The 18,058-nt window shown below is 36.1% G+C and carries 14 protein-coding genes; 10 read left to right on the plus strand and 4 right to left on the minus strand.

Annotation, left to right across the window (positions count from 1 at the left end):
• Nucleotides 1-105 precede the first annotated feature (105 nt).
• The 3 genes from ACZ2G0_RS02275 (at nt 106) to ACZ2G0_RS02285 (ending at nt 6,547) form a co-directional block, all read left to right on the plus strand.
• Nucleotides 106-2,520, plus strand: a complete 2,415-nt coding sequence (locus tag ACZ2G0_RS02275; RefSeq protein ID WP_470308819.1) for an efflux RND transporter permease subunit — start codon at nt 106-108, stop codon at nt 2,518-2,520.
• 262 nt (nt 2,521-2,782) lie between these two features.
• Complete coding sequence (locus tag ACZ2G0_RS02280) at nt 2,783-3,619, plus strand: mechanosensitive ion channel family protein (protein WP_300288357.1); 837 nt, start codon at nt 2,783-2,785, stop codon at nt 3,617-3,619.
• Between the two features lie 303 nt (nt 3,620-3,922).
• Nucleotides 3,923-6,547: an MGH1-like glycoside hydrolase domain-containing protein gene (locus ACZ2G0_RS02285; RefSeq protein ID WP_470308820.1), complete on the plus strand. Its 2,625-nt coding sequence runs from the start codon at nt 3,923-3,925 to the stop codon at nt 6,545-6,547.
• A 50-nt stretch (nt 6,548-6,597) separates the two neighbouring features.
• On the opposite strand, the gene ACZ2G0_RS02290 is transcribed toward ACZ2G0_RS02285, so the two are convergent.
• Both ACZ2G0_RS02290 and ACZ2G0_RS02295 read right to left on the minus strand, forming a co-directional pair.
• On the minus strand, nt 6,598-7,377 hold the full coding sequence (locus tag ACZ2G0_RS02290) for a TlpA family protein disulfide reductase (RefSeq protein WP_470308821.1): 780 nt from the start codon (nt 7,375-7,377) through the stop codon (nt 6,598-6,600).
• A gap of 115 nt (nt 7,378-7,492) precedes the next feature.
• Nucleotides 7,493-7,951, minus strand: coding sequence for an RNA methyltransferase (locus ACZ2G0_RS02295; RefSeq protein WP_300288392.1), 459 nt, complete (start codon nt 7,949-7,951; stop codon nt 7,493-7,495).
• Nucleotides 7,952-8,389: 438 nt separating this feature from the next.
• On the opposite strand from ACZ2G0_RS02295, the gene ACZ2G0_RS02300 reads away from it, so the two are divergent.
• From ACZ2G0_RS02300 to ACZ2G0_RS02320, 5 genes are all read left to right on the plus strand, one after another.
• A complete protein-coding gene (locus ACZ2G0_RS02300; protein ID WP_470308822.1) occupies nt 8,390-9,361 on the plus strand; it encodes a zinc metalloprotease in 972 nt (323 codons plus the stop codon).
• A gap of 1,380 nt (nt 9,362-10,741) precedes the next feature.
• On the plus strand, nt 10,742-10,984 hold the full coding sequence (locus ACZ2G0_RS02305) for a hypothetical protein (RefSeq protein WP_470308823.1): 243 nt from the start codon (nt 10,742-10,744) through the stop codon (nt 10,982-10,984).
• A 119-nt stretch (nt 10,985-11,103) separates the two neighbouring features.
• Entirely contained in the window at nt 11,104-12,540 is a 1,437-nt protein-coding gene (gene asnS / locus ACZ2G0_RS02310) for an asparagine--tRNA ligase (protein WP_470308824.1), read from the plus strand.
• A 214-nt stretch (nt 12,541-12,754) separates the two neighbouring features.
• A complete protein-coding gene (rpoN, locus tag ACZ2G0_RS02315) occupies nt 12,755-14,221 on the plus strand; it encodes an RNA polymerase factor sigma-54 (RefSeq protein WP_300287814.1) in 1,467 nt (488 codons plus the stop codon).
• Nucleotides 14,222-14,393: 172 nt separating this feature from the next.
• Nucleotides 14,394-14,699 carry a hypothetical protein gene (locus tag ACZ2G0_RS02320; RefSeq protein WP_470308825.1) on the plus strand — a complete coding sequence of 102 codons (306 nt, stop codon included), beginning with the start codon at nt 14,394-14,396 and terminating at the stop codon, nt 14,697-14,699.
• A 76-nt stretch (nt 14,700-14,775) separates the two neighbouring features.
• Here the strand turns inward: ACZ2G0_RS02320 and ACZ2G0_RS02325 are convergent, their stop codons facing one another.
• Both ACZ2G0_RS02325 and ACZ2G0_RS02330 read right to left on the minus strand, forming a co-directional pair.
• The gene (locus tag ACZ2G0_RS02325) at nt 14,776-15,180 is read right to left on the minus strand and encodes a YMGG-like glycine zipper-containing protein (RefSeq protein ID WP_470308826.1); all 405 of its coding nucleotides are present in this window, start codon (nt 15,178-15,180) and stop codon (nt 14,776-14,778) included.
• Between the two features lie 208 nt (nt 15,181-15,388).
• Nucleotides 15,389-15,991 (minus strand): thymidine kinase, encoded by a 603-nt coding sequence (locus ACZ2G0_RS02330; RefSeq protein WP_470308827.1) that lies wholly within the window; start codon nt 15,989-15,991, stop codon nt 15,389-15,391.
• A gap of 239 nt (nt 15,992-16,230) precedes the next feature.
• Between ACZ2G0_RS02330 and ACZ2G0_RS02335 the strand changes: the two genes are divergently transcribed.
• On the plus strand, nt 16,231-17,280 hold the full coding sequence (locus tag ACZ2G0_RS02335; RefSeq protein WP_470308828.1) for a hypothetical protein: 1,050 nt from the start codon (nt 16,231-16,233) through the stop codon (nt 17,278-17,280).
• Between the two features lie 59 nt (nt 17,281-17,339).
• Nucleotides 17,340-18,056, plus strand: coding sequence for a 16S rRNA (cytidine(1402)-2'-O)-methyltransferase (rsmI, locus tag ACZ2G0_RS02340; protein WP_470308829.1), 717 nt, complete (start codon nt 17,340-17,342; stop codon nt 18,054-18,056).
• Nucleotides 18,057-18,058: the final 2 nt, after the last annotated feature.

Raw genomic sequence — 18,058 nt, forward strand, 5'->3', positions numbered from 1 at the left:
CAAATAAAACGTCCCATAAGAGACCTTGAACTAGCGTTAAATATTCCTAATAAATTACAGCTTTACTTTGGTTTTCACTACATTTGCTGCCATTTTACTATTTCTATGAAAAACAAATTAAAAGTAGGGTTTTGGGAGCTCGTTGCTCGAATCGTACTTAAGAACCGTATATTTATTCTTGGTGTTATTTTACTGATCACTTTATTCCTTAGTACGCAATGGAAAAACATTCGTTTTTCGTTTACTGAAGCTAATTTATTACCCGAGACAAGCAGTATCACTAAAGGCTATAATACTTTTTTGTCAAAATTTGGCGAGGAAGGAAATCTAATCATCGTAGGCGTAAAAGACGATCGTTTTTTTACTCCCAAAACTTTTGCGGCTTGGACGACCTTAATGACCGAATTAAAAGCACAAAAAGAAGTTGATCTCGTCGTTTCTATCAACGATTTAAAAAAATTAGAAAAAAACGAATCTGTACAAAAATTTGAGTTGGTTCCTTTTGTAGATCAAAGCAAAACAAATAACCAAGCTTACCTTAACGAGATTAAGAAAAATTTATTTACTAAAATGCCTTTTTATGAAGGCTTACTTTTCAATAAAAAAGGTTCCATCCGCTCCGCAATCTATCTCGATAAAAAAATAGTGAATACTCCACAGCGAAAGGAGTACATCATGAATCATTTTATCCCAAAAATAGTGGCTTTTGAGAAAAAAACTGGAATCGACCTTAAGGTTTCAGGAATGCCTTATATCAGAACCTTAAACGCAAATAGCATCACCGGAGAAATCAGTCTTTTTATTGGGGCTTCCTTATTGATTACTTCTTTAATCTTCTTTTTCTTTTTTCGCTCTTTTAGAGCCACCCTTATTTCTATATTAATAGTTATTGTTGGGGTGATGTGGACATTTGGACTTCTAGGATTATTGCATTTTGAAATAACTGTTCTAACTGCCATTGTTCCTACTTTAGTCATTGTCATAGGGATTCCTAATTGTATTTTCCTTACCAACAAATACCAACAAGAATACAGCGCTCACGGAAATAAAGCTAAGGCACTGCAAAGGGTTATCACCAAGGTAGGAACAGCAACTTTAATGACCAACTTGACTACAGCAGCTGGTTTTGCCACCTTTATTATTACTAGTAGTGATATTTTAAAGGAATTTGGAATCATATCCTCCTTAAGTATCGTTGCGCTTTTCTTTTTATGTTTGATCGTAATTCCTATTTATTACAGTTACCAACCTGTGCCTAAGGCGAAACATTTAGAGCACCTTAACCGTAACTATACTAAAACGTTCATTAAGTGGATTGAAAAAACAGTAAAATACAACCGCCGATATGTTTATGTTGTTGCCATATTTTTATTTTTAGTAAGTACTATTGGTGCTTTTAAAATCAAGACTTCTGGAAATTTAATTGAGGATATGCCTAAGAATACCGGCTTTTACAGAGATATTCTTTTTTTCGAAAATGAATTCAATGGGGTAATGCCACTTGAAATCATGGTAGATACACAAAGAAAAAAAGGAGTGATGAAATTATCTACTTTACGAAAAATGGATGATTTGCAAAATACAATTGAAGCAATTCCGGAATTATCCAAGCCTATTTCCATCCTGAATATTGTGAAATATTCGAAACAAGCGTATTACAATGGCAATCCAGAATATTATGCACTTCCCACATCTCAGGAGCAGAGTTTTATCCTTGGCTATGCCAAAAATGCGACAAAGGATAATAAAAACAACATCATGAAAAGCTATGTGGATAGTACGGGTCAAGTAGCGCGTATAACCACTTTCATGAAAGATATTGGAACTGGGAATATGGCCAAAATTGAAAACCGCCTAAGTTCTAAAATAGACTCTATCTTCCCTAAAGATCGCTATAAAGTAGTGTTAACGGGTAAAGCTTTAATTTTTGAAAAAGGGACACAATATTTACTAGACAATTTGGTAAGCTCCTTACTTTTTGCAGTACTGCTAATTTCACTTTTAATGGTTTTTATGTTCCGATCCTTTAAAATGGTGGTCGTTTCGCTTATCCCTAATTTACTACCGCTGATGATAACTGCTGGTCTCATGGGTTATTTTGGCATTCCTTTAAAACCGTCAACAATCTTAGTTTTTAGTATTGCCTTTGGACTTTCTGTAGATGATACCATTCACTTTTTAGCACAATACCGTCAAGAATTAACACGCAATGACTGGAAAATCAAACGATCTGTTTTTGCTACAATAAAAGAATCAGGTATTAGTATGTTTTATACTTCGGTAGTTTTATTTACTGGATTCTCTGTTTTTATGCTTTCTGATTTTGGAGGAACAGTAGCTTTGGGAGGATTAATTGCAATTACCCTTGCCTTTGGAATGTTATCTAATTTAATGTTATTGCCTTGTCTTGTTTTGACTTTAAACAAATCTCTTGCGAACAAGCAAGAGTTTAAAGAACCAACAGTTGATATCCTAAATAAGCCCGAAGAATCAAGCGAGCAAACCGAATCAGATAAATAGTGAATTTTTCATATTTTCTGAAATAAATCATATCAAATCCCGTCTTTTTAGGCGGGATTTGTGTTAGTAGGAGTGCCTTATTTCGCATTGTGTTTTTATTTTCTTATATTTGAGAAAATGGCCTGCTTGTCATTATCATACTAAAAAATATCAGTTTTAATAGGGTTTGCAGCAAAGCCATTAACAAGATGGAGTCCAGCCACCATTATAAAAACGGGGCGAAATCGAAAAGCCTAATGAGTAGAAAAAAAAGAAGTATTAAATGGCATTAGACCAACAAGTCACAGTAGTAAACAAGTATTTTGATAAAATTATCGATTTTGGGTTTGAATATGTACCCAAGCTAATAGGAGGACTTATCGTTCTGATTATTGGGTTATGGATAACTAAATTAATCACAAAAGCAGTAGGTAGATCTCTCGTAAAATCAAATATTGACCAATCCCTCGTTCCTTTCTTAAAAAGCCTAACTAATATTATTTTAAAGGCTTTGGTTGCCATAACGGTTATGGGAATGATTGGCATTCAAATGACATCGTTTGTAGCAATCTTAGGAGCTGCAGGACTAGCAGTTGGATTGGCTTTATCAGGTACTTTACAAAATTTTGCAGGAGGCGTTATCATTTTGATAATAAAACCATTTAAAATTGGTGATTTTATTGAAGCACAAGGATATACGGGTACTGTAAAAGAAATTACCATTTTCTCCACCATGTTAAATACAGCGGATAAAAAACTGGTAATTATTCCAAACGGCCCCTTGTCGACTGGTGCTTTGACTAATTTTTCAGCAGAACCTTTACGTCGTGTAGATTGGACTTTTGGTATTGCTTACGGAGATGATGTTGAGGATTTTAAAAGAGCCATGAATGATTTCATAGCTGCTGATGCACGCATACTGAAAGATCCAGCTCCTTTTATTGGATTATCCGAATTAGCAGATAGTTCCGTAAATTTTGCTGTACGTGTATGGGTAGACGGTCCTGACTATTGGAATGTGTTTTTCGAAATGAACGAAAAAGTATATACCCAGTTTGCAAATTATAAATTGAATATCCCGTTTCCACAAATGGATATTCATGTCCAAAAAAACAGTTAGAATTATTAAATTTACAGCATAGATTCCAATTGGGCTTTCGTCATATAAGCGAAAGCCCTTTTTGTAAAATCATTACAATGGAGCTAACAGTTTGTCAAAGAATGCAACTGTTTTTTAGGAATTTGAGTGCCTAAATTACCTATATCTATAATTAAGCAATAGTAAAGCAGGACTTTTTAAGTTCTAAAAATAAAGCTTATTTTTACGCGCGAACTTCCTATGACTAGCGTAGTTCGAAAAACAAATTAGTTCCTGTTTTATAGGTAGCTAATCAGAAATACAAATAAAATTACACCATCATATATGAATCAGAATAGCTCTGAAACAGAAAAATTAGCAGTTGCTGATAATTATAGAAATTGGAAAAAATGGGGGCCTTATTTAGCCGAAAGGCAATGGGGAACTGTTAGAGAAGATTATAGTTCCAACGGAGACGCATGGGGCTACATTAACCACGATAAAGCGCGTAGTAATGCCTATCGTTGGGGAGAAGAAGGTATCGGTGGCTTTTGTGATTCAAGAGAAATATTATGCCTTGCTCCTGCTTTTTGGAATGGAAAAGATCCTATTCTAAAAGAACGACTCTTTGGCCTAACCAATAATCAGGGAAACCATGGGGAAGATGTCAAAGAACTGTACTTTCATCAAGTTTCTACTCCAACTCATTCCTACAACAAATACCTGTATAAATACCCGCAAACTGAGTTCCCTTATGCAGAATTAGAATATAAAAATAAACGCAGTCGAGAAGATACCGAATATGAAATATTAGACACCAAAGCGTTTGAGCAAAATGCCTATTTTGATTGTTTCATAGAATATGCAAAAGCAGGTCCTGATGATATTTTAATGAAAGTGACTGTTGTAAATCGTGGTAACAACCCAGCCGAAATCCATATTCTACCCCATCTATGGTTTCGTAATTTTTGGAAACACAATGACAGACATCCTAGACCTACTATGTCGTCTATTGATGATCATGTCCTACATTCCCAAAGTTCAAGAAACGGAGACTACTACTTATACCATGAAGATGGCCAACAATTATTTTGTGAAAACGAAACAAACAACGAGCGCCTATACCATGTTCCAAACGAAACGGTTTACGTAAAAGACGGAATCAACAATCACATAATTAATAAACAAGCTACTGTGAATCCAGAGAAATTTGGAACCAAAGCAGCTATTTGGCATCATTTTGAACTGCAACCTGGTCAAGAAAAAAGTGTAAAAATACGCTTGAGCAATGTCAAAATTGAGCACCCTTGGCACGATTATGACACGATATTTGACCGATGCAAGCAGGAATGTGAAACTTTTTATAATGGCATTATAAGCGATACAATTCCAAAGGAACACCAATCAATTGCCAAAAGCGCCTTTTCAGGCTTATTATGGACCAAGCAATTTTATTACTATGACGTTCATAAATGGTTGTTTGGAGGCACAAATGAAACCCCACCCAATCGGTCCGATCGACGTAATTACAGTTGGCAGCATCTTAACAATCGTCATGTAATCTCTATGCCTGATAAATGGGAATACCCATGGTATGCAGCTTGGGACTTGGCTTTTCATATGGCTTCGTTTGTAGAAATTGATCCGTATTTTGCCAAGCAGCAACTACTACTCGTTTTACAAGAGAACTACATGCATCCTAACGGACAGATTCCTGCTTACGAGTGGAATTTTAACGATGTCAACCCGCCTGTTCACTCGTGGGCAGTTTGGACCATCTATGAAAAAGATAAAAAACGAACAGGAACAGCGGACACACCCTTTTTAGAAAAAGCATTCCAAAAACTACTAATTAATTTTACTTGGTGGGTCAACCAAAAAGACAAAAGTGGAACTGATTTATTTGAAGGAGGTTTTTTAGGACTTGATAATATTGGTGTTTTCGACAGAAACCATATGCCCAAAGGCATAAAAAAAATGCAACAAGCTGATGCTACCAGTTGGATGGCAATGTTCTCCTTAAATATGTTGCGAATGGCATTAGAATTAGCCAAGACTAATGAAATTTATGAAGACATATCAGTAAAATTCTTTAAGCATTTTATCAATATCGCTTGGGCCATGCACCATATTGGTAAAAAAGATCTTTCGCTTTGGGATGATAAAGACAATTTTTATTACGATGTCGTGGAGATGTCAGACGGAAGTACGGAGCGATTAAAAGTACGTTCCTTAGTTGGCGTAATTCCGATGTTTGCTGTCGAAATCATGAATGTAGAATTATTCCAAGAATTAAAAGAATTCCAAAAACAAACCAACGAAATCATCCGAACGCGCCCTGATCTCGCTTCCTTAATATCGAATATCGAAAAAAGTAATAGTGATGGGAATTTTCTTTTTTCTATTATGCGAGGATTTAGGCTTGAGCATCTTTTGATACGATTATTAGACGAAAATGAATTCCTATCGGATTACGGAATACGTTCCCTTTCTAAATACCATAAAGAACACCCTTACGTATTTGGTACTGAAGGCCATCATCAAATTCAGTATGAGCCGGGCGAAAGTCGCTCTGGCATGTTTGGAGGAAACTCGAACTGGCGTGGTCCAATTTGGATGCCTTTGAACTACATGATTATTCAGTCGCTACGAAAATACTATACTTTTTATGGAGACACCTATCTGTATGAATTCCCAACAGGCTCCGGCAATAAAATGAACTTAAAGCAAATTGCGAATGAGTTAACCAAACGATTAATTGCTCTTTTTGAACCCGACGAAAATGGCAAATATGCCTACCATTCTGAGGATCCAAATGATGTTTTTACAAAAGAGGAGCACTTCAAAAAGCAGCATTTCTTTTATGAATTTTTTGATGGAGATACTGGAAAAGGACTCGGAGCCTCCCATCAAACCGGATGGACAGCACTAATCGCTAATTTGATTCTGGAACTAGAAGAAAACCAATAAAAGTAGCCTTATTGTAAATTAAAGATCCCACTCGTATTGGGATTTTTACTTTATTTTTCAGAGCTAACTTGCTGCAAAGCGACCGCTAAATCATGGTAATTGGAAGTAACCTTCTCGATAATTCCTTCCTTGTTCACTATAAAATGAGTTGGAAAACCATTAATTTGAAGCGTTTCATTCATATATAATTTCAAGTTAGGCACTACAGAATAGGATAAAGGTCTTTTAGCTAAAAAAGTCTGTAGCTGCTCGGGAGTATCTTCTGCCAAGCTAATAAAAACGATATCTTTTCTGTTTTTATATTTTGCAGCCATAGCGTTTACTTCCGGAAATTCTTCAATGCACGCAACACAATGAATGAACCAGCACTTAACCACTACTATTTTTCCTTTGAGATTGTCATTAGTAATTAAATTACCATCAAGGTCTTTAAAAGAAAAATTAGGAAAAGCTGTTCCTTCTTTTTTATAATTATGGAGTGTACTAAAAGCCTCTTCCGCAATAGTCGCTTGAATACTCGTATCTGAACTCGGTTCAATTTTAAAGAGTTGGTAGTGAAAATTTTCTTCATTGCTAGAGTTTAAGCGAATCGGAATAAAACCTCCGTCTCTTAACGCTATCAAGAACTCCTCTTTACTAATTTCTTTTGCATTGGCATCTAAACCAACAAAATCTCGAGAAAGCATTACGTTATTATAGTGGTAAGTCCACCAATCCATGAAGTTTTTCTGAATTTCTAGCGGATTAACTTCTGGTGGTCCATAATGCGTAGCATTTGAACAAGAAACAAGCAGTAAAAAAAAAGTAAAACGGTAAAAAATGTTTTTCATCATTCTGGTTTAAGGAACTAATGTAACCGATTTAAACCATACAAAACCAATTAATCAAATCTTTTTAGTAGCACAAAGTCCAACTAACCAAAGTAAGAATAATCAAATCACTTTTTTATGACCTCGGTTTGTTTAAACCTCTATCATAGAGAACGATGCTTCCTGCAACAGAAACGTTCAAACTTTTTTCAGATTTGAACTTAACCAAATGATGGCATTTTTCGATGGCTTTCTTGGATAATCCATTATCCTCAGCGCCCAACAAATACACACAACGACGAGGGTGCTCAAAAGTTTCTAAATCTACCGCTGCATCATCAAGCTCAACACCTACTAGGCGAGCGCCTTTAGGCAGGTTTTTATAGAAATCTTCAAAAGTGTCGTAGTGAAAATACGGAATCGATTTTACGGCATTGTGGGTATCACTCGACTGTTTAGCATAGCGGTTCCCAATCGTAAAAATATAGCTAGCTCCTAAATTTTGAGCCGTACGCCATAATACGCCCAAGTTCTCAGGCGTTTTTCCGTTTTGTATGCCTATCCCAAAATACTCAGTTATAAAATTGTCGTTCATGCCGCAAAAGTACAAACTGTTAGGCGGTTTGTCCAAATATAAGCGGTAATTTAAGACCGCCAAGCGTTGCCGAACGTTTGACAAATTACTCCTTTTGAACTGCCTATTTATAAGTTTGGAATGCGGCTTACTACTTGTTTTCAAAATTTAAGATCACGTACTACTTCAAGAGTTGTAAGAATTTATTTTATTAGATAAAAATTTGTTAAAAAAAACCAAATTAAATACGGTTTTTAAACAGCAATTACACTGTTTTCAAAGCGATGTAAATCAAGTACTTAAATTATAAAATCTAAAAAATAAGATTGCATTATCCTCAAAATTTTATACTTATAATAACAATATGTTTTGTAAAAAACATAAATAGCTATACTATTGCATCTGTTTTCAAAGAAACAATGAATTAAAGTAGTATTCAAAACCAAAAACAAATCCATTATGAAAAAATTAGTATTAGCAGCTAGTGTTGTATTTATTATGTTTTCTTGTCAGAATGACCAAAAAGAATTAGACTCAGTTCAATCTCTTCAATCTGTAGTTTCTAAAAGATCTTGCGCCACACAAGACATGTTAGATGCACAACTAAAAAAAGACCCGAGTTTAGCTAAAAAATTAGCAGATATGGAAATATCAACTGCAAAAGCTATGGCAACAGGAAAAATAGTAAATGGCGTTTTGGAAATCCCAGTTGTTTTTAATGTATTGTACAGAACTGCTGCTGAAAATGTTTCTCTGAGCCAATTACAATCTCAAATTGACGTTTTAAATAAAGATTTCCAAGGTACAAATACAGATTACAATTCAAGCAATCCATACAATAGCGTAAGAGGTGCCTTGAACGTAAGATTTGTACTTGATCAAGTTATTCGTAAGGCAACTACAAGAACAGTTTGGTATTCTGAAGACGAATTTATGAAAGATGCTACAAACGGAATTACGGCTACTTCTCCAACCACAAAATTAAACTATTGGGTAGTTTCTAACTTAAGAAGAAAATCAGATAATGGCCAATTATTAGGGTATGGTAAATTCCCAGGTACAACAAGTGCTTCTTTAGATGGAATTGTATGCGGTAACTACTGTACAGGTACAAACGGTTTAGCTGCAGCTCCTTACAACTTAGGAAGAACAGCAACACACGAAGTAGGTCACTGGATGAACTTACGTCACATTTGGGGTGATGCTAATTGTGGTTCGGATTTAGTAAATGACACACCTTCTCATGATGGACCTAACTATGGTGTTCCAGCTGCAGGTCTTAGAAGTTCATGTGCAGGAGCTCCACTTGAAATGTTTATGAATTACATGGATTATACTGATGATAGAGGAATGTACATGTTCTCAAGCGGTCAAGCGAGTAGAATGGCAGCTACTTTTGCTTCAACTGGACCAAGAGCGTCTTTTAGATAATTGATAAGATTTTAATATAATTAAACCCGCTCTTGTAGCGGGTTTTTTATTGAACTAATGTTTGAAAAAGAAAATCAATACCCAATACTACAAGTATAGATCGTTGTTAGTCTCCACTAATTTTATGTGTATCCTGCCGTTTAGTGTATTTTGAACTTGTTGAAAAGAGAAAAAGGATGCTTTGTTATTAAGCAGAACAAGTTAAACGCATAGTACATTTTAAATCACCTCAACTTTGTCATTCTGCCGAAGGAAGAATCTAAACTAGTTGCTCAATAAATAGAAATGTCTCTTTATTCAGCAGGACAATATAAACGCAAAGTACAATAATAAACCTCTGAACTTTGTCTTTCTGACGAAGGATGAATCCAAACTAGTTGCTCAATTAACGGAGGTGCTTCGTTCCTCAGCAGGACAAAATAAACGCGGACTACAATATAAAACACCCCAAACCTGTCATTCTGACGAAGGAAGAATCCAATCAAGTTGCTCAATAAACAGAGATGCTTCGTTCCTCAGCAGGACAAAATTGGAGCAGAGTGAAAGCTTATAAAGCCTCAACTTTGTCATTCTGACGAAGGAAGAATCCAATCAAGTTGCTCAATAAACAGAGATGCTTCGTTCCTCAGCAGGACAAAATTGGAGCAGAGTGAAAGCTTATAAAGCCTCAACTTTGTCATTCTGACGAAGGAAGAATCTCAACAACTTACTCAACTAACGGAGATGCTTCGTCCCTCAGCAGGACAAAATAAACGCGGACTACAATAATAAACGTCTGAACTTTGTCATTCTGACGAAGGAAGAATCCAAACTAGTTGCTCAATAAACAGAGGTGCTTCGTTCCTCAGCAGGACAAAATTGGAGCAGAGTGAAAGCTTATAAAGCCTCAACTTTGTCTTTCTGACAAAGGAAGAATCTCAACAACTTGCTCAATAAACAGAGATGCTTCGTTACTCAGCAGGACAAAATTGGAGCAGAGTGAAAGCTTATAAAGCCTCAACTTTGTCTTTCTGACCAAGGAAGAATCCAATTAAGTTGCTCAACTAACGGAGATGCTTCGTCCCTCAGCAGGACAAAATTGGAGCAGATTGAAAGCTTATAAAACCTCAACTTTGTCTTTCTGACCAAGGAAGAATCTCAACAACTTGCTCAATTAACAAAGATGCCTCGTTCCTCAGCAGGACAATATAAACGTGGAGGACAATAATAAACTTCTGAACTTTGTCATTCTGACGAAAGAAGAATCTCAACAACTTGCTCCACTAACGGAGATGCTTCGTTCCTCAACAGGACAATGTAAGCGTAAAATGCAATAAAAAACACCTCAACTTTGTCATTCTGACGAAGGAAGAATCCAATTAAGTTGCTCAACTAACGGAGATGCTTCGTTCCTCAGCAGGACAAAATTGGAGCAGAGTGAAAGCTTATAAGCACACATTTGTCATTCTGACGAAGGAAGAATCTCAACAACTTGCTCAACTAACAGAGACGCTTCGTTCCTCAGACGGTCAAACAAAGAGCAAAACATCCTACCAAATACTACTCTCTAGCCCCGATAGGAGCGGCATCCTTTTACTTTTTTTCTTTAAAAAAGTAAAAGATAAAGCGGATAGCGGGAAATAGCTCCAAAAAAACAACTTTATAGGACTTGATTGCGTCCTTACTCCTTCGACATTTGAAACAAATGAATTATATTTGCAGTTAGAACTTAAGACAATTATAAAATCAACGATACACATAAAATGAGACATACAAAAGTTAAAGACTTACTAAACAGTACCAAGACGCTTCATGAAGTAAATGCAAAAGGATGGGTGAGAACTTTTAGAAACAATCAGTTTATTGCTTTGAACGATGGTTCTACGATTGACAACATTCAGTGTGTGGTGGATTTTGAGAATACTCCTGACGAAACTTTGAAAAGAATTACCACTGGAGCTGCGATATCTGTTACTGGTACTCTTGTAGAGAGCAAAGGTGCGGGACAAAAATTTGAGATTCAAGTTGCCAAATTAGAAATCCTTGGAGACTCGGATGCGGAGAAATTCCCAATACAGCCTAAGAACAAACCAAGTCTTGACTTCTTGCGTGAGAATGCTCACTTACGTGTGCGTACGAATATGTTTGGAGCGATTATGAGAGTGCGTTCGGTACTGTCATACGCGGTGCACAGTTATTTTCAGGAGAAAGGTTTTGTGTATGTAAACACACCTATTATCACGGGATCTGACGCTGAGGGTGCTGGTGAAATGTTTAAGGTTACGGCTTTACCATTTGACGGAACACCGAGAAAAGAAGACGGAAAAGTAGATTATAGAGAAGATTTCTTTGGTAAGGAGACGAATTTAACGGTTTCTGGACAACTGGAAGGAGAGACTTTTGCGATGGCTTTAGGTCAGATATATACGTTTGGACCTACGTTTAGAGCTGAGAATTCCAATACTTCGCGTCACCTGGCAGAATTCTGGATGATTGAACCTGAGGTTGCTTTTAATGATTTGAATGACAATATGGATCTGGCTGAAGATTTTATTCAGTATGTGATTAAATATACGCTTGACAAATGTCCTGAGGATTTAAAATTCTTAGAAGGAAGATTGCTTGACGAAGAAAAATCAAAACCACAAGCGGAAAGAAGCGAAATGGCTTTGCTTGACAAATTGAATTTTGTTTTAGATAACAACTTTAAACGTGTTTCATACACGGAGGCAATCGACATTTTGAGAGAGTGTACACCAAATAAAAAGAAAAAATTCAACTACATTATAAACGAATGGGGAGCTGACTTACAATCAGAGCACGAGCGTTACTTGGTAGAGAAACACTTTAAATGTCCGGTGATCTTGTTTGATTACCCTGCAAATATCAAAGCGTTTTACATGCGTTTGAACGAAGACGGAAAAACAGTTCGTGCAATGGATATCCTTTTCCCTGGAATTGGAGAAATTGTGGGAGGTTCTCAAAGAGAGGAACGTTTTGATGTTTTAGTCGAAAAAATGAAAGCCTTAGGAATTGACGAAGAAGAATTGTGGTGGTACTTAGATACCCGTAGATTTGGATCGGCAGTACACTCTGGTTTTGGACTAGGATTCGAAAGATTGGTACTTTTTGTAACTGGAATGACAAACATTCGTGACGTAATTCCTTTTCCAAGAACACCAATGAATGCGGAGTTTTAGGGAAAAGTTTCTGGGATGCAAAGTCACAAAGTCACAAAGTTTCTAAGATGCTAAGTTACTAGGGTTTTACATTTTAGAAATTTGCTTTAAGTTGTTCAAAACACGAGCAACTTTAAACTTAAACTTTTTAAACAAATTTTCTAGTTAATAATTATAATTGGTCAACATACGTTACTTAGTCGCTTTGAAACTAAGTAACTCACTAACTTTTTCTATGCTAAAGCAATTCTTAAATTTAAAATTATCACAGAAATTATCTCCACAGCAAATCCAGCTGATGAAGTTAATTCAATTGCCTACGCAAGCTTTTGAGCAACGTTTGTTGGAAGAAATGAACGAAAATCCGGCTCTTGAAGCTGGAAAAGAAGAGGACGAATACGAAAAAGATGAGTTTGAAAATGATGACTATGACGACTACGATGATGCAGAAGCGGATCGCATGGAGTCAGACGACATTAATATCGATGAGTATTTAAACAGTGACGATACTCCTGATTATAAAACCCAAACCAATAATTACAGTGATGATGATGAGGAACGAGAGTCACCATTGGCTTCACCAATTAGTTTTCATCAGGATTTAATTAATCAATTGAATACTTTTATCCTTGATGACGGAGAGCGCGATATAGCCGAATTTCTTGTGGGTAGTATTGATGATATGGGTTACATCCGTCGCAGTATTCCTGACATTGTAGATGATATGGCTTTTACACAGGCCATTTATACGGACGAAGAAACTGTAGAACGAATTTTGCATGTTATTCATGAACTGGAACCATCGGGTGTGGGTGCTCGCGATTTACAGGAGTGCTTAATGCTACAACTAAAACACAAGACGCCAACCGAATCCGTTGACTTAGCTACCGACATCATCGAAAATCAATTTGATGCTTTTACCAAAAAGCATTATGATAAATTGATTCAAAAGTATGGCGTTTCTAATGAGCAATTAAAGAAAGCAATTCACGAAATAGAAAAACTAAATCCTAAACCAGGTGGTGCTTTTACTGGAAACAATAAAGTAACTGAAAACGTAGTTCCTGATTTTGCTATTCGAATAGTTGAAGGAGAGTTAGAACTTACCTTAAACGGGCGTAATGCACCAAGCTTGCACGTCTCAAAAGACTACCAAGAAATGATGCAAACATACAAGGCATCATCAGACAAATCAGGTGCTCAAAAGGATGCAGTACAATTTATTAAGCAAAAACTAGATTCGGCTAAATGGTTTATCGATGCCATTCGTCAGCGACAAGAGACTTTATTTGTCACTATGAATTCTATCATGCATTATCAAGAAGAATATTTCTTAGAGGGTGATGAAACCAAGCTAAAACCAATGATCTTAAAAGATATCGCGGATATAGTAGGTTTAGATATTTCGACTGTTTCTCGTGTTGCCAACAGCAAGTATGTAGAAACACCTTACGGCACCAAGTTGATCAAAGAATTTTTCTCTGAAGCCATGAAAAACGACCAAGGAGAAGATGTATCCACTTTAGAAATCAAAAAAATATTGCAAAATATAATTGAAGAAGAGGACAAGAAAAAACCACTTCCTGACGATCAACTAGCTGATTTACTCAAAGAAAAAGGCTATCCAATAGCAAGAAGAACCATCGCTAAATACAGAGAGCAACTCGATATTCCCGTTGCTAGAATGAGAAAGAAAATATAAGACTAGTTCATATATTTACAGAACCATTAAAAGTTTAAGAAAAAGTAAAGTCAAACTTAACCCACTTAAATTTTTAATGGTTTTTTTATTGGCGTGAAAGAAAAATCTTTACCTTTATTCGTAGGCAGCAATACCTATCTAAAGTGTACTGATTGATGTTAAACAATTTACTATGAAACTACTTTTCTCTTTTCTGCTCGTTGCAATCCTTTGTGGTTGTGCAACCAATAAAAATACTATTGACAAGAAATCATGGGAGACTGTAAATCTTGATGCTTATTCAGCTGGAGCAAATGAAAAAAGTGTAATCCGATCGATGCTGAATTCAGATACTTACAAGCAAACAATCGTTGAACTAGACAAAGTAAAATACAAACTGGCCCAATTCAATTCTATTACCGATACGCTAAAAGGTAAGTATGATTTGCAAATTGAAAAAAAAGAGAATTCCCAAACGATAAAAATTATTCGTTTGTAACCAGGACATTATTCCCCATAAAAAAGGCTGTTTCAAATTAATGAAACAGCCTTTGCTTTTTATAAAAAGGATTTATTTAGTTCTTTTTCCCATCGATAATCGCTCCTGTACCTGCACCTACGCCTGCACCAGCTAATCCACCAATGATTGCTCCAGTTCCTTTTTTCTTGCTTATAATAGCTCCAGTTGCAGCACCCACTCCAGCACCAATTACGGCACCTTTAGCAGTACTACTCCATTTTTTTCTAGCAGGTGCCGGAGCAGTCTGATTCACAACAATTACTTCTTTTGAGCTTGCTGCTTGCACTTCTTGTTGCTTAGCTAACTCTATTTTCATAGAATCAATTGTTTTTTGTTTCACCATCTCCATTTTCATCGAATCGATAACAACTTGTTTATCATCAATAAATCCTGCTTGATCAGCCTTTTTTTGACAAGAAACGATTGCCAAAGATGCTAGTAACACATAAATATATTTCATCTTCTTTAATTTTAAATTAATTATATGGCAAATATACGTTGGAGCGCCACTTTTAGTTTTATGATATTTTGGCTATCTTTTATACAATTAACGTATTGCTTTACATAATAACTCTATACCTTAGGAAGTACTGCTATCTAATTTAAAACTTGAACTTAATTTACTTTATAGCTAACAATTAAAGGGAAATCATTGACCGATGAAAAGCCTAGTCTGAATTTTTTTCGTCTTGGTTTTTTTTCATGGCATGAAAGTAAGCTGCCCGGCTTAAAGGCTCATATTCTTCCGTTTCTCCTAGCATAACTAGTTTATCGCTGTCGGTTTTTCTAAAACTATAATTAGCTAGATTTCCAGTACGTGTACATACCGCATGAACCTTAGTAACATACTCAGCCGTTGCCATGAGTGCCGGCATGGGACCAAAAGGATTTCCTTTAAAATCCATGTCTAATCCTGCCACAATCACACGGATGCCTTGATTGGCTAGGTCATTACATATTTTAACTATTTCATCATCAAAAAACTGAGCCTCATCAATTCCAACTACATCGCAACCTTGAGCAAGTATAGCGATATTTGCCGCTGCTGGAACGGGTGTAGATCTAATTTCGTTTGAATCATGTGATACGACCATTTCATCATCGTATCGGGTATCAATGGCCGGTTTAAAGATTTCCACTTTTTGTTTAGCAAATTGTGCCCGCTTTAAACGACGAATCAGCTCCTCTGTTTTGCCCGAAAACATAGAGCCGCAGATAACTTCGATCCAACCAAATTGTTCTTTGTGATTTACTGTATTTTCGAGAAACATTTTGTATTTTTCTAACTTAAAAAATGAATAGTTTTTATTACTTTGTACTGTAATAAATCAGAGTATAGTTTTATACTTTTTATATGGTCTCAAAAGTAGAAAAATTTTATCAATTGAAAGATTTAGGAACATTTATTTCAATTTAAATATTGTCTCCTTTCCTACTCAGACCTTATTTGAAAAATAAATAGGACACGAACACAAGAAACACATACGCCACACTTACGATATCAACTGTTATGAAAAAAAGATTAGAAGCCGACTTGGTTAGCATCGCACATAGAATTTTACAACTTAAGAATAAGTCTGACATCAATGTTCTTTATGCTGAAACACAAAAGTTATATGAAAAACTGGCTGTTCTAAAATTTGTAGAAGAACAATACGGTACAACAAAACCAACAATTTTACAGACTGAAATTGAAAAGGATATTGAAGCGTTCTACGACAAAGAAGAATCTCTTCCTGTTGAAACGGTAATCGAAATGACAGAAGAAATTCCTGCTCCAGCAAAAGAAGAGCCTTCAAATGCAATTGAAGAAACTATTGAAATTCCGGTAGCAGAAACTACAGCAGAATTTTCAACAGATGAAAAAATTGAAGTCCCTGCGGTAGATAAAGACCCCGAATTAGGTGAATTTGAAGCAGACATTAGAGAAGAAAGCGTAGCTGTTATCGAAGAAGAGCATGAAGAGGAAGTAACAGCAGATAACGAAGAGGCAGAAGAAGAAATTGCGACTTTATTGGAAGAAGAAAAAAGTACTACAGAGTTTGAACCTGCTTTTACAGCTGCTTTTGAACTTACCGAGGAAGAAACAGAAGAAGAAGAAATTGAGGCTCCTAAGCCAGCTGCGGTACAAATTTCCTTCGCTGATTTACTTGGCGGTAATTATAACGAGCCGCAATTTGTAAAAGTTGATGATGTTGCGCCTTTACCAGTAGAAACCGTTTTTGAACCGGTAATCAACGAACCTATTGCCATAGACCGAACCGTTACCGAAGTAGAGAAACCGGCAAGCCCTAATCCTCCCAAAATTGTTTCTCTAAATGATAAATTATCAAAAGGACTTGACATCGACCTGAACGATCGCATTGCTTTTGTAAAACATCTTTTTGGCAACAATGACGAAGACTACAATAGAGTTTTAAACCAACTTATCACTTTTGATAATTTTTACGAAACCAAGAACTTCATTGACGAAATGGTTAAGCCTGACTACAATAATTGGGAAGGAAAAGAGAATTATGAAGAGCGATTTATGGATATTATCGAGAAGAAGTTTTTGTAAAACAACCACTAGAAATTGCCTTTTGACTCTTTCTAACACCTAATACACTGTTGTAAAACATGTCAAAATTATATATTGTTCCCACACCCATAGGCAATCTCGAGGATATGACTTTCAGAGCCATTCGGATTCTAAAAGAAGTAGATTTGATTTTGGCCGAAGACACGCGCACCAGCGGCAAGCTCTTGAAGCATTTTGAGATTGGGACACATATGCACAGTCACCACATGCATAACGAACACAAAACCGTTGAAAATTTAATTTCAAGGTTAAAAGCTGGCGAAACGATTGCTTTAATTTCGGATGCAGGAACTCCTGCTATTTCTGATCCTGGTTTTCTACTAACTAGAGCTTGCGTCGAAAACGGAATCACAGTCGAATGTTTACCTGGCGCAACAGCTTTTGTTCCCGCTTTAGTCAACAGCGGACTACCAAATGACAAATTCATATTCGAAGGCTTTCTTCCAGAAAAAAAAGGACGTCAAACGCGCTATTTAGAACTTGCCGAAGAAACACGAACAATGATTCTTTATGTTTCTCCACATAAACTAGTAAAAACATTGGCGGAGTTCGTTACCTATTTTGGTGAAGACCGTCAAATTTGTGTTTCAAGAGAATTATCAAAGCTTCATGAAGAAAACCGAAGAGGCACCGCAAAAGAAGTGCTAGCGCATTTTGAAAAAACAGCACCTAGAGGAGAAATAGTGGTGGTTGTAGCTGGAAAAACAATAGTTAAAGAAGCTAAGAAAAGTAAATTCCAAAAAGAGGAAGAATAAAA

It is taken from the genome of Flavobacterium sp. KKT103 (genome assembly GCF_055640565.1).